Source organism: Microbulbifer regidiadema (SeqCode) (genome assembly GCF_052466995.1).
Window position 1 is genome coordinate 3,350,045 of the sequence record NZ_CP174297.1, and the last position, 20,210, is coordinate 3,370,254.

At 56.6% G+C, this 20,210-nt stretch carries 21 protein-coding genes; 12 read left to right on the top strand and 9 right to left on the bottom strand.

Features of this window, described 5'->3' with window-relative positions:
* The first annotated feature begins 317 nt into the window (after positions 1 to 317).
* The 9 genes from rpmE (at position 318) to rsd (ending at position 7,259) form a co-directional block, all read left to right on the top strand.
* Positions 318 to 530, top strand: coding sequence for a 50S ribosomal protein L31 (gene rpmE / locus ACJJIK_RS14645; protein ID WP_108734996.1), 213 nt, complete (start codon positions 318 to 320; stop codon positions 528 to 530).
* Between the two features lie 377 nt (positions 531 to 907).
* A complete protein-coding gene (locus tag ACJJIK_RS14650; protein WP_444943176.1) occupies positions 908 to 2,161 on the top strand; it encodes a malic enzyme-like NAD(P)-binding protein in 1,254 nt (417 codons plus the stop codon).
* Between the two features lie 130 nt (positions 2,162 to 2,291).
* Positions 2,292 to 2,717, top strand: a complete 426-nt coding sequence (locus ACJJIK_RS14655; RefSeq protein ID WP_444943177.1) for a hypothetical protein — start codon at positions 2,292 to 2,294, stop codon at positions 2,715 to 2,717.
* Between the two features lie 49 nt (positions 2,718 to 2,766).
* On the top strand, positions 2,767 to 4,386 hold the full coding sequence (gshA, locus tag ACJJIK_RS14660; RefSeq protein WP_444945070.1) for a glutamate--cysteine ligase: 1,620 nt from the start codon (positions 2,767 to 2,769) through the stop codon (positions 4,384 to 4,386).
* Positions 4,387 to 4,429: 43 nt separating this feature from the next.
* A complete protein-coding gene (locus tag ACJJIK_RS14665) occupies positions 4,430 to 5,026 on the top strand; it encodes an acyl carrier protein phosphodiesterase (protein WP_444943178.1) in 597 nt (198 codons plus the stop codon).
* Between the two features lie 2 nt (positions 5,027 to 5,028).
* A complete protein-coding gene (locus ACJJIK_RS14670) occupies positions 5,029 to 5,520 on the top strand; it encodes a disulfide bond formation protein B (protein ID WP_444929023.1) in 492 nt (163 codons plus the stop codon).
* Between the two features lie 35 nt (positions 5,521 to 5,555).
* Positions 5,556 to 5,945, top strand: a complete 390-nt coding sequence (locus ACJJIK_RS14675; protein ID WP_444943179.1) for a CidA/LrgA family protein — start codon at positions 5,556 to 5,558, stop codon at positions 5,943 to 5,945.
* A complete protein-coding gene (locus ACJJIK_RS14680) occupies positions 5,938 to 6,624 on the top strand; it encodes an LrgB family protein (protein WP_444943180.1) in 687 nt (228 codons plus the stop codon). The genes ACJJIK_RS14675 and ACJJIK_RS14680 overlap by 8 nt, the downstream gene beginning before the upstream one ends.
* A 167-nt stretch (positions 6,625 to 6,791) precedes the next feature.
* A complete protein-coding gene (gene rsd, locus ACJJIK_RS14685; RefSeq protein WP_444929026.1) occupies positions 6,792 to 7,259 on the top strand; it encodes a sigma D regulator in 468 nt (155 codons plus the stop codon).
* Positions 7,260 to 7,369: 110 nt separating this feature from the next.
* On the opposite strand, the gene ACJJIK_RS14690 is transcribed toward rsd, so the two are convergent.
* Positions 7,370 to 8,158 carry an FKBP-type peptidyl-prolyl cis-trans isomerase gene (locus ACJJIK_RS14690; protein WP_444929027.1) on the bottom strand — a complete coding sequence of 263 codons (789 nt, stop codon included), beginning with the start codon at positions 8,156 to 8,158 and terminating at the stop codon, positions 7,370 to 7,372.
* Positions 8,159 to 8,613: 455 nt separating this feature from the next.
* On the opposite strand from ACJJIK_RS14690, the gene ACJJIK_RS14695 reads away from it, so the two are divergent.
* Positions 8,614 to 9,534, top strand: a complete 921-nt coding sequence (locus ACJJIK_RS14695; RefSeq protein WP_444943181.1) for a histidine kinase — start codon at positions 8,614 to 8,616, stop codon at positions 9,532 to 9,534.
* Positions 9,535 to 9,667: 133 nt separating this feature from the next.
* On the opposite strand, the gene ACJJIK_RS14700 is transcribed toward ACJJIK_RS14695, so the two are convergent.
* Positions 9,668 to 10,168: a TIGR02444 family protein gene (locus ACJJIK_RS14700; protein WP_444943182.1), complete on the bottom strand. Its 501-nt coding sequence runs from the start codon at positions 10,166 to 10,168 to the stop codon at positions 9,668 to 9,670.
* 109 nt (positions 10,169 to 10,277) lie between these two features.
* Between ACJJIK_RS14700 and ACJJIK_RS14705 the strand changes: the two genes are divergently transcribed.
* Entirely contained in the window at positions 10,278 to 12,197 is a 1,920-nt protein-coding gene (locus tag ACJJIK_RS14705; RefSeq protein WP_444943183.1) for an ATP-binding cassette domain-containing protein, read from the top strand.
* Positions 12,198 to 12,268: 71 nt separating this feature from the next.
* On the opposite strand, the gene ACJJIK_RS14710 is transcribed toward ACJJIK_RS14705, so the two are convergent.
* Positions 12,269 to 13,168, bottom strand: a complete 900-nt coding sequence (locus ACJJIK_RS14710; protein ID WP_444929031.1) for an outer membrane beta-barrel protein — start codon at positions 13,166 to 13,168, stop codon at positions 12,269 to 12,271.
* A 1,173-nt stretch (positions 13,169 to 14,341) separates the two neighbouring features.
* Here ACJJIK_RS14710 and ACJJIK_RS14715 point away from each other — a divergent pair.
* Positions 14,342 to 14,623: a hypothetical protein gene (locus ACJJIK_RS14715; protein WP_444943184.1), complete on the top strand. Its 282-nt coding sequence runs from the start codon at positions 14,342 to 14,344 to the stop codon at positions 14,621 to 14,623.
* A 112-nt stretch (positions 14,624 to 14,735) separates the two neighbouring features.
* Here ACJJIK_RS14715 and trmB read toward each other — a convergent pair whose 3' ends face one another.
* From trmB to ftsY, 6 genes are all read right to left on the bottom strand, one after another.
* Positions 14,736 to 15,521, bottom strand: coding sequence for a tRNA (guanosine(46)-N7)-methyltransferase TrmB (trmB, locus tag ACJJIK_RS14720; protein WP_444929033.1), 786 nt, complete (start codon positions 15,519 to 15,521; stop codon positions 14,736 to 14,738).
* Positions 15,522 to 15,606: 85 nt separating this feature from the next.
* Complete coding sequence (locus ACJJIK_RS14725) at positions 15,607 to 15,984, bottom strand: DUF423 domain-containing protein (protein ID WP_444943185.1); 378 nt, start codon at positions 15,982 to 15,984, stop codon at positions 15,607 to 15,609.
* Between the two features lie 108 nt (positions 15,985 to 16,092).
* A complete protein-coding gene (gene rpoH / locus ACJJIK_RS14730; protein WP_444929035.1) occupies positions 16,093 to 16,947 on the bottom strand; it encodes an RNA polymerase sigma factor RpoH in 855 nt (284 codons plus the stop codon).
* 222 nt (positions 16,948 to 17,169) lie between these two features.
* Positions 17,170 to 18,186, bottom strand: coding sequence for a permease-like cell division protein FtsX (gene ftsX, locus ACJJIK_RS14735; protein WP_444929036.1), 1,017 nt, complete (start codon positions 18,184 to 18,186; stop codon positions 17,170 to 17,172).
* Positions 18,167 to 18,853 carry a cell division ATP-binding protein FtsE gene (gene ftsE, locus ACJJIK_RS14740; RefSeq protein ID WP_444929037.1) on the bottom strand — a complete coding sequence of 229 codons (687 nt, stop codon included), beginning with the start codon at positions 18,851 to 18,853 and terminating at the stop codon, positions 18,167 to 18,169. The genes ftsX and ftsE overlap by 20 nt, the downstream gene beginning before the upstream one ends.
* 36 nt (positions 18,854 to 18,889) lie before the next feature.
* The gene (ftsY, locus tag ACJJIK_RS14745; RefSeq protein ID WP_444932357.1) at positions 18,890 to 20,050 is read right to left on the bottom strand and encodes a signal recognition particle-docking protein FtsY; all 1,161 of its coding nucleotides are present in this window, start codon (positions 20,048 to 20,050) and stop codon (positions 18,890 to 18,892) included.
* Positions 20,051 to 20,210 lie beyond the last annotated feature (160 nt).

Genomic DNA, 20,210 nt, shown 5'->3' on the forward strand with positions numbered 1-20,210 from the left:
GCCCCCACTCACTCAAGCAAAAGGCGCTAGTGTAATGGCAGATGTGGCAAGTTGCAGGGCCTGGCCGGAGGAAATGAGTTTGGGCGTCAATTTGGCGACTAAAGCGTCACGGGACAATTGATAAAATTCACTGCCGCTGCGCCGCTATTGAATGGCGCGGCACCGCTGCCAGCGCAATTGAATTGTGCTTGAACCGCGACACTATTCTGATAGTATGCGCCGACTTTTTAAACAGCCTGGAACCATACCGGTTCCTGCACCAATGACGATACCGTGCCCGGCAAAAGATCGAGTGGCGGTTTCGAAAAGAGGCAATCATGAAAGCAGATATCCATCCTAACTACACCGACATCTCCGCTACCTGCTCCTGCGGCAATGTTGTAAAAACCCGCTCCACCCTGGGTAAAGACCTGCAAATCGACGTTTGCTCCCAGTGCCACCCCTTCTACACTGGCAAGCAGAAGCAGGCTACCACTGGTGGTCGTGTTGACCGCTTCAAGAAGCGTTTCGGCAGCCGTATCGGCAAATAATCCGAGCGTTTCGCTCGAGTGGGCGGCCTCGCGGCAGCTCACTCCAAAAAGGCACCTCCCACAGCGGCGGTGCCTTTTTTGTATGTACTTGTGAGGCGCAGTGCCCAATCGCAGCAGGCCCCTGTAGGCCGATGTAAAATCGACTTGAATCGCTTAAGCTTCCCACCAATAGCGACATATTCATCTTTAAAAAACATAAAAAATCGGAAATACATCCCAAAAAACGTCGATTTACACGACGGACATAGGATTCTTTACCATATATTGCGGGCCTTCCCGCTTGTAGCGTCAAGCTTCTCTCGGTTATTCTCTGATCCCCGCAGTAACCGGCATAACACTTAGGTGTTGCCCACAGTATTCGAGAGAAAAGCCCCCAAATGACGGATTCATTGCGCCAGGCAGCGCTCGATTACCACGCGCTCCCCAGTCCCGGCAAACTTTCAGTAGAACTGACGACCCCTGCCGAAACCCAGGAAGACCTGTCCCTGGCTTACAGCCCCGGCGTCGCCGAGCCGGTGCGAGAAATCGCCAAGGACCCGGAAGCGGCCTATCGCTATACCGGCAAGGGCAATCTGGTGGCAGTCATTTCCAATGGCAGCGCCATTCTCGGCCTCGGCAACCTGGGCCCGCTGGCCTCGAAGCCGGTAATGGAAGGCAAGTCACTGCTGTTTAAGCGCTTTGCCGATATCAACTCGGTAGATATCGAAGTGGATGCCAACAGCCCGGAACAGTTTATTCAGACCGTGGCCTCTATCGCTAACACCTTCGGCGGTATCAACCTCGAAGATATTAAAGCGCCCGAATGCTTCCATATCGAAGAGGCCCTGATCGAGCGCTGCCCAGTACCCATTTTTCACGACGACCAGCACGGCACCGCTATTGTGACCGTTGCCGGTATGCTCAACGCGCTGGAAATCCAGGGCAAGAAAATCAGCGATGTGCGCATGGTGTGCCTGGGCGCAGGTGCCGCCGCCACCGCCTGCTGCAAGCTGCTGCTGGCCGCCGGCGCGCGCAAAGAACAGATCACCATGCTCGACAGTCGCGGGGTTATCCACTCGGGCCGAACGGATATCAACGCCTACAAAGGCGAGTGGGCGCGGGATACCGATATGCGTACCCTCGACGATGCCATTGCCGGTGCGGACGTATTCCTCGGAGTGTCCGGCCCGGACCTGCTCTCCGCCGAGCAGTTGCAGCGCATGGCCCCCAAGCCGGTGGTCTTCGCCTGCTCCAACCCCAACCCGGAGATCAAACCGGAGCTGGCTCACAGCGTGCGCGACGACCTGATTATGGCCACCGGTCGCTCCGACTACCCGAACCAGGTTAACAACGTGCTCTGCTTCCCATTTATTTTCCGGGGCGCCCTGGATGTGCGTGCGGCGCGTATCAATGAAGAAATGAAACTGGCCGCGATCGAGGCGATCCGCAAAATCGCCCACCTGCCGGTGCCTGATTCAGTGCGCCAGGGTTACGGCGGTATCGAATTCAGCTTCGGGCCCGACTATATCCTGCCCAAGCCCACCGACCCGCGCCTGCTGCCGGAAGTCGCTTCAGCGGTAGCCCGCGCCGCCGTAGACAGCGGCTGTGCGCGCCTGCCCTACCCGGAAAACTACCCCCTAGAAACCCTTTAGCGGGCACATTTTTTCTCACTTAACCCGTTAGGGCGGGCATTTACCGCTTTCGCCCTAACGGAATTCTTGAGCCACAAAGCCCCCGTCGCTAAACTGCCTTTCTGTCACAGCATCAAAGTTGCCCAACATAATGAGTCATGTGTACGTGCTGACCAATCAGCACCAGCAGTTCCTGAGCAAAAGCGGCGAATGGACCGATGGCCGCGAACCGAACAAACTGTTTCGCAGCGAGCACAAAGATGTCGCGATCAACCAGATGTTCGAGGCCAATACTCGCGATGTGAATCTGCGCATTGAACTGCTGTCGTGCGAACTCAATCCCAAGGGACACCCCCAGATCCCCGAGGAAGCTCTCGCCCCGCTTTCAGCGCAAGAGGGCGATCCTGAAATTGCCCCCTCAACCCCCGAAGAGCTGCCGGAACAGTCCAACCCAGAGCTGGAGCCCCAGCCGGCACCTGAGGTAGCGCCACAGCCAGCGCCGGAGGTTGCCCCGGAACAAGCGCCCGCTGAAACGCCCGCACAGCCCGACGAAAACAAATCGGAATCCGCCGCCTGAGCGCCTGACCATTCAGCACCGGCAGCGAGAGTCGCCCCAAATGACAGCGATGAAACAGCGTTCCGGTAGTACCAAGGAGATTCGAGTGCCTATTGCCCACCTGGCCGCACTGTCGCAAGCCAAACCCGCCCAACTGCTCAAAGGTATCCTTCGCGGGGTCGAAAAGGAGAGCCTGCGGGTCGCCCCCGATGGCACCCTTGCGCAAACCCCGCATACAACGGCGCTGGGCTCGGCACTGACACACGAGAGCATCACCACCGACTTCTCCGAAGCCCTGCTGGAATTTATTACGCCTCCGGTAGCCACCCCGGAAGAGGCCCTACAGGTCTTGGATCGCATCCACCGCTACACCTACAATCAAATCGGTGATGAGCGCCTGTGGGTTAACAGCATGCCCTGTGCGATTGGCGAAGATAAAGATATTCCCGTCGCCCGCTACGGCAGCTCCCACAGCGGTACCATGAAGACCATTTACCGCCTGGGTCTGGGACTGCGCTACGGCCGCGCCATGCAGACCATTGCCGGTATCCACTACAACTTTTCGCTGCCGGAGGAATTCTGGCTGTGGCTGCATGAAATCGAAGGCAGCAGCGAGGATTTAAAGAGCTTTAAAACCCGGCGCTACTTCGACCTGATTCGCAACTTCCGCCGCAATTACTGGCTGCTGATTTACCTGTTTGGCGCCGCGCCAGCGGTGTGTGCCTCTTTTATTGAGGGGCGCGAGCACAAGCTGCAACCCTTTAACGGCGACGATCACACACTGCACGTGCCCCACGCCACTTCCCTGCGTATGGGTGATCTGGGCTACAACAGCAACGTGCAGCAGTCACTGGTGGTTTGCTACAACGACCTGCGCAGCTATTTATCCACGCTCTGTTCGGCGATCAGCAGCGCTTACGGCCCCTACCAGGAAATGGGGGTTAAAAATGAAGGCGGCGACTACCAGCAGTTGTCCACCGGCATACTGCAAATAGAGAACGAGTTTTACTCGCCCATCCGCCCCAAGAACCCGGCCAAGCGCGGCGAAACTGCACTGTCCGCCCTGGACAATCGCGGCGTCGAGTATGTCGAGGTGCGCTGTCTCGACCTGAACCCCTTCGCGCCCCTGGGCATCGACGCCCAGCAGATGCGTTTTATCGATAGCTTCCTGCTGCACTGCCTGCTCACCGACAGTCCCAAAACCAGTGATACCGATTACCGCAGCACCCAGGAGAACCAACAGCGTATCGTCTACCGGGGCCACGAGCCGGAACTGACACTGCTGGACAACGGCGTCGAGCGCAAACTGAGCGACTGGGCCACTCAGCTACTGGAAGAGGTCGACTCGGTGGCAGAGTTGCTGGATAACGCCTGGGGCGGCTCGGAGTACCGCAGCGCTGTGGGCGTACAGAAAGCCAAGGTGAAGGGGGATATCCTCACGCCGGCACAGCAGATACTGGCGGAGATGCGCGAGCAAGAGATTACCTTTTCCCAGTGGGCCATGGATAAAGCCGAACAGCACCGCCACTACTTCCTCGAGCGCCCCCTGGATAGCGAGTCACTACAGAACTTCCAGCACCAGGCGGAGATTTCACTGCTCAGGCAGAAAGAAATCGAAGCGCAGGACAGCGGTACCTTTGAGACCTTCCTGAGTCGCTACTACGCCCAATACAACTGCTGTCAGGACTAGCGGCTGAGACCTTGCCGCGCAAAGAGCCCTGCAAGCGAGGTTTATGAACTATCTGGCACACCTGCTACTGTCCGGGCCCCATCCGCGCTGGCGCCTGGGCGGGCTGCTGGGAGACTTTGTCAAAGGCCCCCTGGACGACAGTTGGCCGGCGGATATTGAGCGCGGTATCCGCCTGCACCGCCGCATCGATGCGATCACCGATGCCCATCCCGCCTACCGGGAGGCCCTGGCACAGCTGGATTCCCAGTGGCGCCGCTACGCCGGCATTGCCCTGGATATTTGGTTCGACCACCTGCTGGCACAGAACTGGTCGCAGTGGCACCCCGGGCCCCTGGATGATTTCTGCCGGACCTGTTGGAGAGACTTTCACTCCGACAGCCGGTATATTCCGCCTCGCGCAAAGGCATTTATTGAGCGCGCCGAGCAAATTAAACTGCTGCAAAGTTACCGCGAGGAGCGGGTAATCGAGCTGACCCTGGAGCGGGTCGGGCAGCGCCTGCGCCGCCCGGTAGCGCTACAGGAACTGCTGCCCGAGCTTATTGCCGGGCGGAACACACTGGAAAGCAATTTCAATAAACTATTAACCGACTTGAATCTCGAAGCGAACCGCTTTCGACAGCACTATTCAGGACCCGCATAACCATGACCTTACCCAACCCGCGCATCACTTTTCTGTTGGTCTTCCTAATGGTGGCCTTTCTACTCGGCTCCGCCTTTTATCTCGAGTATGTGCAGGGCCTGGAGCCCTGCAAACTGTGCATTACCCAGCGGGTAATGCTGTTGGGCGTGGGCGTGGTTTCGCTGATCGCATTCCTACACAACCCCGCCACTATTGGCCGGCGTGTCTACGGCCTGCTGGTATCCCTGTGGGCAATGGGTGGTCTCTACTTTGCCGGTCGCCAGCTGTGGTTACAGAGCCTGCCGGAAGACCAGGTACCGGCCTGCGGTCCAAGCGTCAGCTATATGATTGAAGTGTTCCCCATGGCCGATGTGCTCAAGGCGCTGCTGAGCGGCGATGGCAACTGTGCCGAAGTACAGTGGACCATGATGGGCCTGAGTATCCCCGGCTGGGCCGCTATCGGTTTTGCCGGCCTGATCCTGTTCGGTGGCTGGCAAGCTTTTCGCAAGGCCTAACGACCTGCGGCGGCGCTAGCGCCGCCATTCCCTCCATGTCAAAAAATAAGCTACACAAAATACTTCACTGGCTGGGCGGGGCTGCCACGCTGATGGCCTGTGGCTGGCTGGGCAATCTCGCCAGCGCAAGCCTGTCACTGCCCGTGCCGGGATCCGTCGTGGGGATGCTTTTTTTACTGGTTATCCTGCTGATCAATGGCGGCGTGCCCGCAGGCCTGTCCCAGGTCAGCTCGCAGTTGCTCTATCTGCTGCCCCTGCTGCTACTGCCGGCGGCAGTCGGAGTATTTTTTTTTCAGGGCCTGTCCCTCTCCAACTGGCTCGCGCTAATCGCCGCTATTGTGATCGGCACGCTGGTCAGTATGGCGATCTGCGCCTGGTTGCTGCAAGCAATACTGCTGCGCTCGGGAAGCAACAGCGATGAGTGAATTCCTGGCCAGCCCGGCCTTTGTATTGCCCTTGAGCTCTATGGCTTTTGTCATCGGCGTCGCGCTTTACCGCCGCTGTAATACCGCACTGCTGCACCCTATCATCAGCGCCAGTATTCTGGTCGCGATTACCTTGAGCATTTTACAGATCCCCTACCGGGATTATCAGGGCTCCAGTGCACTGTTGTACGGCCTGCTCGGGCCGGCGGTTGTCGCCCTCGCCGTCCCCCTCAAGCAAAACCTGGTGATTATCCGCAGGGCCGGCTGGCCGCTGCTGGTGGCGATTGTTGTCGGTGCAATTCTGGCTCCACTGATTGCGGTGCTTATTGCCCTACTCCTGGGAGCGGGGCAAGCGGTATTGCTAGCGCTCAGCGGCAAGTCCATTACCACCCCCATCGCACTGGCACTGGCCGACAAAATCCAGGCGTCACTCAGTCTCACCGCCGCGATTGTGGTATTAACCGGAGTCGTGGGTGCCATTGCCGGCCCGCCGCTGCTGCACCGCCTCAAGATTCGGGACGAGCGCATTATTGGTATTGTTTTGGGTATTAATGCCCACGCGGTGGGAACGGCGCGGGCACTGGAAATCAGTGCGCTGTGTGGCGCCTGTGCCGCATTGGCGATGGGCACCTGTGGTGCCCTCACCGCACTGGTATTACCGCTGATTATCAGTGGATAAAACACCCCCCATTTACCCCGCGACAGATCGCCGCAGATATCATGGTATTCTGGCGTAGATCGCGCTCTGCGCCTTGCCGTCGGCGGGGGAATCTCCTATCTTCTTAGGACCTTCGAAATCAACAAAAAAGCTGGCTATAACGGCAACAGTAACTAAAGGATTTGGAGATGTTGGAAAATTGTAAATCTGCGCGCGAGCGCTGGGGTGGCGTCAGTGAAATCATTGACCGTTGGCTACAGTCCCGACAAATCCTCCTGGTAAGTTACTACCACCTATCGGAAAAAAAAGCCTTCAACGAGGGAGATACCGAGACCGAAAACGGTGTGCGCCACCTCTGCCAATTGTTAGTCGACTATGTCTCTGCGGGACACTTTGAAGTGTACGAACAACTGATACTGGAAGGCCAGGCCTTTGACGATAAGCAGGGCCTGCAACAGGCGCGCACACTCTATCGGGAAATTGATGCGACAACGGATGTCGCTGTCGACTTCAACGACAAATATCAGGAAACCGACGATTTATCCAGCCTGAATCCGGACCTATCACAGCTGGGCGAAGCCCTGGAAACCCGCTTTAGCTCCGAGGACCGGATGATTGCACTTCTGCACACCGCACATAAAAACCAGCTGGCTTAAACGGGCAGCGCTTGGGGAGCAACCGCCAGCACAGGTTTTCGCCAACGGTTTTAGCAAAATAAAAAAGGCGCCCGCAGGGCGCCTTTTTTCAGCCAAAGCGCTAATTTGAATTACTCGGTTTTAGCGGCTTCTTTTTTCTCTTCTTTCTTCTCGGAACCAGCTTCGCCGCCAACATTGGCCTTGTGCAGTTCCACTTCAAAAATCAGGGTCGCATTGGGGCCAATTTTACCGCCAGCGCCACCCGGGCCGTAAGCGAGCTCAGAGGGGATGTACAGCTCCCACTTGGAACCCTCTTTCATCAGTTGTAACGCTTCGGTCCAACCTTTGATAACACCATTAACCGGGAATTGAACCGGCTCGCCACGATCGTAGGAACTATCAAAGGTTTCACCATTAATCAGGGTGCCTTTGTAATCCACTTCAACGGTGCTGTTCTCGCTGGGCTTGCTGCCGGAACCCTCAGTAATCACTTTGTACTGAAGGCCGGAGTCAGTGGTAACAACGCCGTCTTTCTTGGCGTTCTCTTCGAGGAAAGCTTTGCCTTCTTGCAGGTTTTTATCAGCAGTTTCTTTGAACTCTTTCTCCTGCTGGGCCAGCATTTCCTGCTGCTTCTTCTGCATTTGCTCCTGGAAAGCGGCGATAGTTTGCTGCTTCTCTTCCTCAGACAAGCGCGACTCATTGCCACTGGAAACATCTTTAAGAGCCATCAACACCACTTGAGGATCTAGCTTTACATCCTGAGACTCAAGGCGCTTAGCCATATCTTCGGCAATGATGTAGCTAACCTTCTTTTCCTGGGTATCCAGAGAAACTTCTTTTTCCTGCTTAGATCCCTGTTCGTTACAGCCGGTCAGCGCCAGGCCAAGGGCTATTGCTGCAGCCAAAGGGTATTTATTCATGGGTGTTGTCTCTTTGTCCGTATTGCGTTGAATGATTCGCGCTTGACCCTGGGTCAACGCCTGCGGCGGCTGTTCCAGTAATCCTGATTCCGGCCTTAGCCACCAGGCGCACCTTTTCCGCCAGTCCGCCCAAGTCTAACCCAAGGCGACTGCAAGTGCATACCGGTGACGCGCACACTGTGCAGGACACCACATTCCCCTCTAAGGTTCCACATAGCGGCGAGAAAAAATATCAAGCCGACACGCTTTTCACAGCTCGCGGCATACATTTTTTTTAAAAACAGCGCTATTATCGACCCGTCGCCGGTTGTTGTTCCGGACTGTTTGAGGTGCTTTTCAGTTTGGGGCAATTTACAGTGTTCAGGTCCCCGATTTAAATATGTCCATTGCATATCGATCTGATCGGTACACTGTCCGGATGTTCCAATCGATAATAAACGTCAGGACATTTACTCATGGCCGCCAAAAAAATAGCTGTCAATTCAGTCGCAGAACTGGAAGCACAAATTTCCAAGCTAACCGTCAAGCTGGATAAAGCCCGCAACAAGAAAGTTACCGATGCCGGCAAGAGTGTTTTAAAAGCCGGAAAAGCACTGACTTCCGCAAAGGAAAAATTAGCTAAGGCTAAAACCAAACTGGCGGACGCTAGAACTGCAGCCAAGACACGAAAGACAGCTGCAACACAAAAACGGGTAGAAACCGCCAAGGGCAATGTAGAGAAACTGAACGAAGTACTCCAGCAGGCCAAGGCTTTACACCGCGAAGCAAAAGGTGCCGAGTCCCTGGCCAAAGCCGAGCTGAGAGCGGCCGCCACTGTGCGCAAGGCCGGCGAGAAAGCGGAAAAACTCCTAGGCAAGCCCAAAGCCCGCAAAGCAGCCAGCGCTAAAAAAGTAGCGGCTCCAAAGGCAAGCAGCACAAAGGCGCGCGCTAAGGCCGCTAGCACTACGGCGGAGAAACCCAGCAAAAAGCCAGCGGCAAAAAAAGCTACTGAAAAGAAAGCCAGCAGTAAAAAAGCCGAAACCGCTACAGCGGGCAAAGCGGTAAAGAAAACCGCCGCAAAGAAAGCATCTGCCGCAGAACAGAAAGCGCCGGCGAAAAAAGCTCCAGCCAAAGCCGCTGTAGTCAAGGCGCCGGCAGAGAGTAAGCCCACGGCTGAAGTCGAGCCCGCAGCCGCAATCGTAAAGCCAGAGGCAGAGATGCCGAAGGTAGAAGTTGCCAGCGCGCCCGAAGCCGTCGAGTTGCCCAAGGACGATGCGGCAGCCCCCGTTCAGAGCGAGCCACAAAAGCCGCTGGAAACACCGCGCCCTACCGCAACAATCACGCCCAGCACTCCGGCCAACAGCCTGTTTTCCTCGGAACAGCCTAGCGGCGAGTAATCTCTAGCCGTGGAGCGGAGTATCCGACCTCCGCTACCGCGCTGCTGTGCGAATTTCACCTATTGAACGCCGCGCTTTCACCACTGTACCGCCGGCGACCCGAGGCAAGCGCTGCGAGTTCAAGAACCGCTGGCTATGCCCTAGTGGCCAGCCCGCTATGAGCCAGGTAACTTTCGATCAGGCCCGCCCAGCGCGCCTGGTCTTTTTGCGGCAAGCCATATTGCCGCGCGGCAAGCTCCAGTGCGGAGCGATCCCCCGAGTAGTCCTGCGCATCCATTTTCCACAGCGCGGCCAGCTGCAACTGCTCCAGCTTTAACTCATAGCGCTGACACAGTGCATAGACGCTCTGGCTATGGGGACGCAGGCGTCCCAGCCAGCGGCGCAGGCCCCGCACACTGCTGATAATTCGCCGGCGTGGAGCGACTCCACGATCAGCGACTCTCCAACCCTCTTCACTCACTGCCCTACCGCAAACGGCGGTGTAACTCGCCCACAGCATCAGGCAAACATCGGCACCATTGTTATCCTGGCATTCGAGTAAGAATTGCTCAACGCCGCTAAACCCATAGAAGTCCAGGCTGAACTGCCAGAGGGGGTTTTCCTTGGAGGAATATGGAGGTGAAGTATTTGTCACGTTAGAATCCCGACCCTTTGTTGATCGGCATAGTACCCCAAAGCCCTATAGCCCCCGGGTCTGTCGAATAGCCTAGCATTTATCGGCCTGTTCATATGAGGTTTTTCCAGTGATCAATTTACAAGGGGTTTCCCTGCACCGAGGTGAGCGCGACTTACTGGACAGCGCAGATTGCAGAATTTTCCCCGGCCACAAAGTGGGAATTATCGGCGCTAACGGCTGTGGTAAGTCAACGCTGTTCAAGCTGTTGCTGGGTCAACTGGAGAGCGATGCTGGGCGGGTGGATCTGCCCAGTACCTGGCGTATCTCCCATATGGCCCAGGAAGTCGAGGCCAGCGAGCAATCGGCCCTGGACTACGTATTGGACGGCGATCAAGAGCTGCGCCTACTGCAAAAACAGCTGGCACAGGCCGAGGCCTGCGGTGATACCGACGGCCACAAACTGGCAGAGCTGCACGAGCGCATGGCCAGCATCGATGGCTACAGTGGCCCGGCGCGCGCCGCGCAACTTCTCGATGGGCTGGGCTTTTCCCATGCAGAACAGCAGCGGCCTGTGCGCAGCTTCTCCGGCGGCTGGCGTATTCGCCTCAACCTGGGCCGCGCCCTGATGTGCCCCGCAGATCTTATGCTGTTGGACGAGCCCACCAACCACTTGGACCTGGATGCCACCCTGTGGCTGGAACAGTGGCTGCAGCGCTTCCCCGGGACCCTGCTGATTATTTCCCACGACCGCGACTTTCTCGATGCGGTGGTCGACGGTATTGTCAGCTTTGAACAGCAAAAACTGGTCTTGTACAGCGGCAACTACAGCGCCTTCGAACGCGCCCGCGCCGAGCGCCTGGCCCAGCAGCAAATACAGTTTGAAAAACAGCAGGCCGAACGCGCACATATGGAAGATTTTGTGCGGCGCTTTCGCGCCAAGGCGAGCAAGGCCAAACAGGCGCAGAGCCGCCTGAAAGCCCTGGACCGAATGGCGCTTATCGCGCCGGCCCACGTGGACTCGCCGTTTCACTTTACCCTGCCATCCTCGGATAAAACCTCCAATCCGCTAATCGACCTGCGCGAGGCGGATATCGGCTACGCCGACAAGGTGGTCGTGAAGAATGTCCAGCTGGGCATTCAGCCGGGCCGCCGTATCGGCTTGCTCGGCCCCAACGGAGCCGGCAAATCCTCCCTGATCAAAACCCTGGCCGGCACACTGGCCCCCCTCAGCGGTGAGCGCCAATGCGGCGAGCATCTGGCCATCGGCTATTTCGCCCAGCACCAGCTGGAGGCACTGGACAGTAATGGCTCGCCATTGCTGCACTTGCAAAGACTGAGCCCCGATGCCTCGGAGCAATCACTGCGGGATTTTCTCGGCGGCTACGGCTTTCTCGGCGATCGGGTTTTTGAAACGGTCGGTGGCTTCTCCGGCGGTGAAAAGGCCCGCCTGGCCCTGGCGCTGTTGGCCTGGCAAAAACCCAACCTGTTGCTGCTCGACGAACCGACCAACCACCTGGATTTGGAAATGCGCCACGCCCTCACCCTGGCCCTGGCAGAGTTTCCCGGTGCCGTCATCTTGGTTTCCCACGATCGCCACCTGCTGGCCAACACTGCCGATGAGTTTATTCTGGTGGCCGATGGCCGCGCCGAGCCCTACAGCGGCGACCTGGATGACTACAAGCAGTGGCTGCTCGGTTTTAACCGCGACAAGAAACGCAGCGAGGAGAAAGCGCCCAGTGCCGCCAGCGGCGACGAAAAAACGCCGGAGGACAAGAAGGCACAAAGGCGCGCAGCTGCGGCATTGCGCGAGCAGTTAAAACCTCTGACCAACAAGCTCAAAAATATCGAGCGGCAGATGTCCGCTGCCGAACAGGCCCTGGAAGCACTACAGGAACAGCTTGCCGATGAATCCCTGTATAGCGGCGGTCAACAGGAGGAGATCGCGCGGCTCAATCGGGAGCAGTCGGAACAGCGGGAACTGATGGAAGCGCTGGAAATGGAGTGGCTGGAGATCTCTGAAAAACTGGAGGAGATTCGCGGCGAGTAATTTTGCCTGGTACTAGCCGTCAGATACGCGCGGGGCAGCGGAACTTATCTGCCCCGCGCTTTATTTAACCTCTAGCGAATACAGCCGTACTCATCCACCGCAATCCCAATCGGTGTATTCGGGCATTGATCCAGGTAACTGGGAACACCATCGAAGTCCATATCCATTGGGCAACCATTCAATTGCACATCGATTCCCACCGGTGTTTGCGGGCATTGATCAGTGGCATCGGTAACTCCATCGGCATCCTGGTCATACCAAAAATCTGGATATTCGAGCCACTGGTAGCCAACCGCCAAACTGGCAAAGCCGTCCACCCCGCCCTCTTCAACCCCCTGAAAAAGTCGGATATCCGCTCGGGCCTGCCAGCGGGGCCCCAGATGGTATTTAATCCCGCCGCCAAAATTCACCATGGTTTGCCTGTCGTACCAATCGCAGTGATGGGGGGGCGGCGGGTGCGGAGCGCCATTGAGGCGGTTCTCGGGAATATAGAATTTCTTACGGCAATCGCCGGGATAGGGATATGTGTCGTACTCCGGGCCACCGGTGTAGCGGTGGCGCCGGTCGTAATTGATGCGTATTTCACCCAGGCCCAGTGCCACATAGGGCTGCCAACAAAAATTGCCGCAAAACTGTCCGCCAAATTGATAAAGCAAATCCAGGTGGTAGTTATACACATCCACCTTTTCCGGGGTGTCAGTAATATTCACTACAAAATAATCGACGGCGCCTTCCATCGCCCAGTGATTCGTCAGGTTATAGCCAAACCCCACACCGACGCCTGAGGAGTCCCGCATTTCGAAACCGCGAAACGGGGTGCCGTTTAAACGGTCACTATCAAACCAGTGCTTACCGCCATTAACATAGAGGTTTAAAGTTCCAACAAAATCAGCACGGGCTTCAGCAACGGTAAAGAGTAAGATAAATGACAGGCTATAGAGAGTTGAGAGCAGAGCGTCACGCCTTCTCATTAGAAACACCGAGATTCCTTTCTTGATCACCCCCCTAAATTATTATTAACATCAACATCTATTAATAAAAATAATTAAATTATGTTTTCGTGATTATTCCTGAATCCCGCACTTATTCAAAATAAAATCCGAAGATCAAAACACCACTAGAAGCATAGCCTGCTAGTGGCGAAAAACAGCAATAAAGACAGGAGAGATAACCCGTGCTGTCCCCGAGTATTGATAGCTATGTGAGGAACTTGGTTCAACCTCAAAATATACAAACGACTTGCTATGTCCCAAAAGCATCCGTGAGTATGCACTAGATTTTCAAAATAATTCTAATAGCAAGAGTAAGTGGTATCACAAGCGCAGTGATGATGGCCTAACCAGAATCGATCAATTGGTCAGCCAAGCGGCACAAATCCACACAAACGATTATGGAAGGATTACCCGCGTCGCCAAAGTATTAGTAGAAAATCTTTATATCTGGCTTACAGGATTTGATCCTTCCACGCCTACCAAACTAATTGATACCGATGGAATTGCACGTCGAAAAGATGCAATTTTAGCTTTATTGGGAGGAGCTTACTGCTGGTACCGCCAGGCCAGTGAGGCTTTCGGCTCTGAGCGAAGGGCAATATCCAATATTGAATCCCATACGGATGTCCCTTTCTCACTATTTAAGGAGCCTCTGAACAACTCCGTAATACCTCTGCGGGTCTTGAAGGCTACAGATGTTAGGCGCAGCTCGCCGCGAATGGCCCTAGTCCTTTGCAAGAGCTGCAACGCAGCAGCTGTGGCCTTCAAGGCCCGCCCTTCGGGGCTTGCAGAGCGATTCACACTCCGCGTTGCGACTTCTTGAAAGGTCTAGACATTCCCGCGAAGCCGCGCCTTGATTGCGAACCGCTCTGTAAGCCAGAGGCATCACGGAGTTGTTCAGAGGCTCCTTAATTACCGATTCAGCCGCAGTGGTTTTAACTTACATTCAGTGACCACGCTGCTGTACCGTGGCGATACCCACCCACCACAGAAGTTGTGGCAAGCCGGGGGATTCTTTCCCTGGATGAATCAAAATGGCCGCTTTGATCCGCACCTGGGTAGCGCCAGGTCATCTCAACCACTACCGACGCAAATATTGTTGCGCGCTTTGCCTGGCACAATAAGACCTACTGCCCTACGCGGTATTACTATGTGCACGGAACCGATGATGGTGATTTAGCCACTACCGGTTTTATCTATGAGCTCGATAAACGAAATCATCAGTGCGTAGAGGTTTCCACTGTCACCCAGGGGCGTGAAGTTGCCTTTATGGCTATTCCCAACCAGTTTATTCGCCGCTTTCGTATGCGTTATTTTGCCGGCACCCAGAATAATGTTGAACTGTCGGATTGGATGTCTTATGACAATAACACCATCCGCAACCTGAATGTGGTTGAGGACAAGCGCCGATGGGAAGCGGCCAAGAAAAATTAGAATGAGTTTTTCTAACGATACGGTGGACTATAGAGCCGGACTATAGAGGTGAACTATTGTTTGCCACTGGTGCATGTTAGCACCGGTGGCAAATCTCAATCGGCAGTGCGAATTATTCGCCTTTGCGCTCTTCAGCGGTTGGCGTATCCACTTCAGGAGTAGCCAGCGGCAGTGCTTCACCTGGCAGCCTGCGGTATACCAGGTCCCAAACACCGTGCCCCAATCTCTGCCCGCGACGCTCAAATTTGGTCTCCGGGCGCCACTCCGGCCGAGGCACATAATCGCCATCGGCGGCGGTATTTTCTAGCAGCGTCTCCCCCTGTAAAACTTCCAGCATATGCTCGGCATAGTTTTCCCAGTCTGTCGCCATATGCATCAGGCCACCGGTTTTTAGCTTGCTGCAAATCAGGCGAACAAACTCCGGCTGCACAATCCGGCGCTTGTGGTGCTTCTTCTTGTGCCAGGGGTCGGGGAAATACAACTGGAAGCGATCCAAACTGCTATCGGCAATACAATCATTTAAAACATCGATCGCATCGGCCATATAGACACGCAGGTTGTTAATACCGGCCTTGCCGGCACTGTTAATCAAGCGCCCCACCCCCGGCGGGTGTACTTCAATACCGATAAAGTCCCTGTCCGGTTCGGCTTCAGCCATGGCCAGCAGGGAATCCCCCATACCGAAGCCAATCTCCAGCGCCAATGGCGCTTCGCGGCCAAAGACCTGCTGGCGCTCCAGTGGCCCATCGAAAAGGGAGAGCCCGTACTGCCCCCAGTAGTTATCAAAAGCCTTGCGCTGCCCCTCTGTCATTCGCCCGGCGCGAATCACATAGCTGCGGATAGATTTTTTCTTAAATTCGGTGCGGTAGGGAAAATCTTCCGCAGATTCGTCTTGCATTATTCGCGACCTCTTATGCGAAACGGTTGGTATTTTGGTGTTCCTGTCTGGCCCGGCAGCCCCTGTGCAAGCCCAGCCAAAATGACTATTTGGAGAAATTCACTGCGGCAACAAACAGCGCTATCCAGCCGGCAATCATTAGACTTCCCCCCAAAGGAGTGATCGGTCCGAGCCAGCGAGGCCCCCCCAGTGCCAGGGCATAGAGGCTGCCGGAGAAAAAGATAATACCGGAAGTAAAAAAAGCGCCGCTCAGGGTCAGTGATAAACGATTTCCCCAGCTTTGTACCAGCAGTACCACAGCGAACAGCGCCAGGGTGTGGATCATCTGGTACTGGACTCCGGTTTTATAGGCCTCTAGCAGGTTCTCCGCCACCTTGCCGCGCAGACCGTGTGCGCCAAAGGCCCCCAAAGCAACGCCGCTAGCGCCGAACAGTGCACACAGCAGCAGATAGAATTTTGCCATTACCTTCCCCTATTGTTTTCCCCGGTTGCGGTGCGCATAGCAGTAACAAGCGGGACAAAAAAAACCGCGCTGCTGCGCGGTTTTTTACCGGTGTGCCTGTATGCCGATTTAGGCTTCCATAGCAGCACGCACTTTTTTCATAGCGTTTTTTTCCAGCTGGCGAATACGCTCGGCGGAAACGCCGTACTTGTCGGCCAGCTCGTGCAGTGTGGATTTCTCCTCGCTGAGCCAGCGGGCCTGAATAATATCGCGGCTGCGATCATCCAGCTGAGCCATGGCACTGGCCAGGCTGGTCAGGTTGGTTTCCTGCCAGTTATCCCGCTCGAGCTGGGCGGCCGGATCAAAACTGCGGTCTTCCAGGTAGTGGGCCGGCGCCTGCCAGGCGGTATCGTCATCGTCGTCGACACCCGCATCAAAAGCGGCGTCGTGCGCCGCCAGGCGGCCCTCCATCTCATGGACCTGAGTGACATCTACATTTAGATCTTTGGCGACAGCCTTGGCCTCGGCATTGGTGAGCCAGGCCAGTTTCTTCTTCTGTCCGCGCAGATTGAAGAACAGTTTGCGCTGCGCCTTAGTGGTGGCAATTTTAACAATACGCCAGTTGCGCAGGATAAATTCGTGGATTTCGGCCTTGATCCAGTGCACGGCAAAGGATACCAGGCGCACCCCTTTCTCGGGATTGAAGCGCTTGACCGCTTTCATCAGGCCGACATTGCCTTCCTGGATCAGGTCCGCTTCATTGAGCCCGTAGCCGGAATAGGATTTGGCGATATGCACAACAAAACGCAGGTGTGACATAACCAGCTGGCGTGCAGCATCGAGATTTTCACGGTAATAGAGGTCTTCTGCCAGGTGCTTTTCCTGTTCCGCAGTCAGCACCTCAAAGCCGCTGACGGTCTGGATATAAGCCCCCAGGTTGGCACCCGGAGACAGTGTATGCACTGGCTGTAGACTGGTTCCCATTCAGGTCTCTCCTGTCATTATTAGTCGGCCGGTCCTATCGACCGCTGTCGGCGAATACTGTATCCGGCGACAAGCTGGACTCAGTGTAGCACTTGCGCAGGCAGATAAGAAAGCCCGCCAATCGCTGCCGTATTCCGTTGTATTTCGCGGGATTAGAGGGGCTTTTTACGCCTCCAGTTCCCCCGGCCTGAGCACTTTGCCCCTCTTATTTAGACCGGCTGGTCAATGAGGTTCTATCTCGCGGGTATGCCGGGCCACGGCAAACCAGGCCCCGAAGAGCCCCAGCAGGGCGGCGCCGAGGGTTAATTGCACAAAGTAGCGTATCCCAGGCCCCGCCAATTCGAAGCTGCTGCCATAACTCGACGACAAGCTCTCGACCGGTCCAGACAATATAGCCACACCCCCAACCAGCAGCAGCCACGCCAACAGACCACCGGATAAGCCGTAGCAGATACCACTATAGAGGAAGGGTCGCCGCACAAAGGCATTCGTCGCACCGACCAGTTTAACCACCAGGATCTCCTCCCGACGGCTCTCGATATGCAGTCGTATGGTATTGATCACCACCAGTACCACCCCCAGCGCCAGCAGCAGGGCCAGACCGGCGGAGAGGCGCTGCCCCAGCTCGGTAATCTGCGCGAGACGCTGAACCCAGGCGAGATCCAAAACCACAGAATCCGTCAGCGCCTGGGCTCTCAGGTTTTCCACCAGGGTCTGCAACTTATCCCCGTCCTTCGTATCCCTTGGCCGCAGCAGCAATACAGAGGGCAGCGGGTTGGCATTGAGGCCAACCAGCACATCTCCCAATCCCGAGGCCTGTTCAAACTCAGCCAGGGCCTCTTCCGGGGAGACATAAGTCACCTCCGCGATAGCGGGGTCACTGCGCAGTTTATCCGCCAGGGCATTGATCGCCGCCTGCCTGGCATCCCGGTGCAAGAACACAGAGATTTGCGGCTGCCCATCCCAACCGGCCACCGCGCGCTGGAAATTTATCAATCCCAATTGCAGTGCCGCCGGTAGAGCCAGGGCAATGGCAATCACCAGGGCCGTCATCGCACTGGCCATGGGGGCGGCAAAAAATCGACTCACCGAATCGGCCGCCATCTCCCGGTGATGCCCCAGCCAGCTATTCCATCGATCCCCCAGCCCGGTGTGCGCGACAACGGCGCCGGTACTGCGCACGCGCTTGTCGGCGGCGGGATTCCCCTGGCGCTGCGCCTTAGCTTGGGTGTACTTCACGGCTCGGGACTCCATCGTAGATCAATTGGCCGGCCTCTAGGGTCAATACCCGTCGGCGCATCCGTGCAATCAGCTCCAAATCGTGGCTCGCCACCAACACGGTCACTCCCACCGCGTTAAAGTCGGCGAACAGCTGCATAATTTCCTGGGACAGTGTGGGGTCCAGGTTGCCGGTGGGCTCGTCGGCCACCAGTATCGCGGGCTTGTTGACCACCGCGCGGGCAATCCCCACCCGCTGCTGTTCACCGCCGGACAGCACAATAGGATTGTGATTTTCCTTGTGCAGTAAACCGACCTTATCCAGCGCCGCGCGCACCCGGCGCCCCACCTCGCGCTTGTTGCAACCAGCAACAGACAAGGGCAGGGCAATATTGTCAAAAACGCTGCGATCGAATAGCAGCTGGTGATTTTGGAAGACAATACCCAGGTTGCGGCGGTAATAGGGCACCTGGCTATTGCGCAGTCGATTGAGGTTCTGGCCGGCCACGAGGATGCTGCCTTTCGTGGGGCGCTCAATCGCGGTTAGCAGTCGCAATAAGGTACTTTTACCCGCCCCAGAGTGGCCGGTAAGGAACACCATATCGCCACGGGGGATTTCCAGGCTAACTCGCACCAGGGCGTCCTGCCCCGATGCGTAACGCTTGTTCACATTATCGAAAGTGATCACGGCTTCTGTGGTTCTTGTTATTTTCCGGACGAATGATCAGGCCTTATCGCGGCCAAACAGGGCGGAGACAAACTCGCGGGCGCGGAACGGCTGTAGATCTTCCGCCTGCTCACCCACGCCGATAAAGCGCACCGGGATACCGAAGCGGCGGGCCAGGGCAAAGATGACCCCACCTTTGGCGGTGCCATCCAGTTTGGTCAGTACCAGGCCGGTAACGCCGGCTGCCTCGCGGAATTGAGAGGCCTGGTTAATCGCATTTTGGCCCGTGCCGGCATCCAGTACCAACAGCACCTCGTGGGGTGCACTGGGGTCCAGTTTGCCCATCACCCGGCGCACCTTGGACAGCTCCTCCATCAGGTTGGATTTGGTATGCAGGCGCCCGGCGGTATCGGCAATCACCACATCGACGCCGCGCGCCTGGGCAGACTGCACCGCATCAAAAATCACAGATGCACTGTCGGCGCCGGTATGCTGTGCGACAACCGGGACATCGTGGCGCTGCCCCCACACCTGTAGCTGTTCAACCGCTGCAGCGCGGAATGTATCACCGGCAGCCAACATTACCGACTTGCCCTCGCCGAGGAAACGGTGGGCCAACTTGCCGATCGTCGTGGTTTTGCCCACACCGTTTACGCCCACTACCAGAATGACGTAGGGCTTTTTACTGATATCGATTTCCAGGGGAGCGTCAACGCTATCGAGCAAGTCGGCCAGTTCCTGCTGCAACGCTTTGTAAAGTGCATCGCCATCGGCCAGCTCCCGCCGGGATACGCGCTCGGTCAGGCGCTCAACGATCTCACTGGTGGCTTCAACCCCCACATCTGCCATCAGCAGCTGAGTCTCAAGTTCTTCCAGCAGATCTTCATCGATCTCCTTGGCGCCGAGGAACAGATTGCCCATCCCCTCGACAAACTGGTTGCTGGTGCGACTGAGACCGCGGCGAATACGCGCAAAGAAGCCCTCTTTCTTTTTCGCTTCCGGCTTCGGCTGCTCTTTGGCGCGGGGTTTTGGCGCGGGCTGGGGCTGCACCGGGGCGGGCTCTGCGGCGACCGGCGCCGCACCGGCGGCATTGCTGTGCGGTGCCCAGCTGGCATTTTCCCCTGCGGGCTCAGGGGGCGGGGTTTCAGCAGAGGGGGCCTGAGCCTCTCCCTTATCCGCTGAAGACTCCTCCTCTACTGCTGAGGGCTTTGTCTCTATCGCCGAGGGTTTTTCCTCTACTGCTGAGAGCTTCTCCTCTGCCGCTGAGGACCTTTCCTCTACCGCTGAGGGCTCTGGGCGCTCGGCCGATGATTCCTCCTCGGGCGCAGCTGTGACCTCCGCCGGGGATTGCTGGGGCTCACTTTGTTCGGGCTTGCGC

Excerpts from the sequence above, each read along its gene's own strand:
- rpmE (WP_108734996.1), top strand. The coding sequence starts at position 318 with ATGAAAGCAGATATCCATCCTAACTACACCGACATCTCCGCTACCTGC.
- ACJJIK_RS14650 (WP_444943176.1), top strand. The coding sequence starts at position 908 with ATGACGGATTCATTGCGCCAGGCAGCGCTCGATTACCACGCGCTCCCC.
- ACJJIK_RS14655 (WP_444943177.1), top strand. The coding sequence starts at position 2,292 with ATGAGTCATGTGTACGTGCTGACCAATCAGCACCAGCAGTTCCTGAGC.
- gshA (WP_444945070.1), top strand. The coding sequence starts at position 2,767 with ATGAAACAGCGTTCCGGTAGTACCAAGGAGATTCGAGTGCCTATTGCC.
- ACJJIK_RS14665 (WP_444943178.1), top strand. The coding sequence starts at position 4,430 with ATGAACTATCTGGCACACCTGCTACTGTCCGGGCCCCATCCGCGCTGG.
- ACJJIK_RS14670 (WP_444929023.1), top strand. The coding sequence starts at position 5,029 with ATGACCTTACCCAACCCGCGCATCACTTTTCTGTTGGTCTTCCTAATG.
- ACJJIK_RS14675 (WP_444943179.1), top strand. The coding sequence starts at position 5,556 with ATGTCAAAAAATAAGCTACACAAAATACTTCACTGGCTGGGCGGGGCT.
- ACJJIK_RS14680 (WP_444943180.1), top strand. The coding sequence starts at position 5,938 with ATGAGTGAATTCCTGGCCAGCCCGGCCTTTGTATTGCCCTTGAGCTCT.
- rsd (WP_444929026.1), top strand. The coding sequence starts at position 6,792 with ATGTTGGAAAATTGTAAATCTGCGCGCGAGCGCTGGGGTGGCGTCAGT.
- ACJJIK_RS14690 (WP_444929027.1), bottom strand. The coding sequence starts at position 8,158 with ATGAATAAATACCCTTTGGCTGCAGCAATAGCCCTTGGCCTGGCGCTG.
- ACJJIK_RS14695 (WP_444943181.1), top strand. The coding sequence starts at position 8,614 with ATGGCCGCCAAAAAAATAGCTGTCAATTCAGTCGCAGAACTGGAAGCA.
- ACJJIK_RS14710 (WP_444929031.1), bottom strand. The coding sequence starts at position 13,168 with ATGAGAAGGCGTGACGCTCTGCTCTCAACTCTCTATAGCCTGTCATTT.
- trmB (WP_444929033.1), bottom strand. The coding sequence starts at position 15,521 with ATGCAAGACGAATCTGCGGAAGATTTTCCCTACCGCACCGAATTTAAG.
- ACJJIK_RS14725 (WP_444943185.1), bottom strand. The coding sequence starts at position 15,984 with ATGGCAAAATTCTATCTGCTGCTGTGTGCACTGTTCGGCGCTAGCGGC.
- rpoH (WP_444929035.1), bottom strand. The coding sequence starts at position 16,947 with ATGGGAACCAGTCTACAGCCAGTGCATACACTGTCTCCGGGTGCCAAC.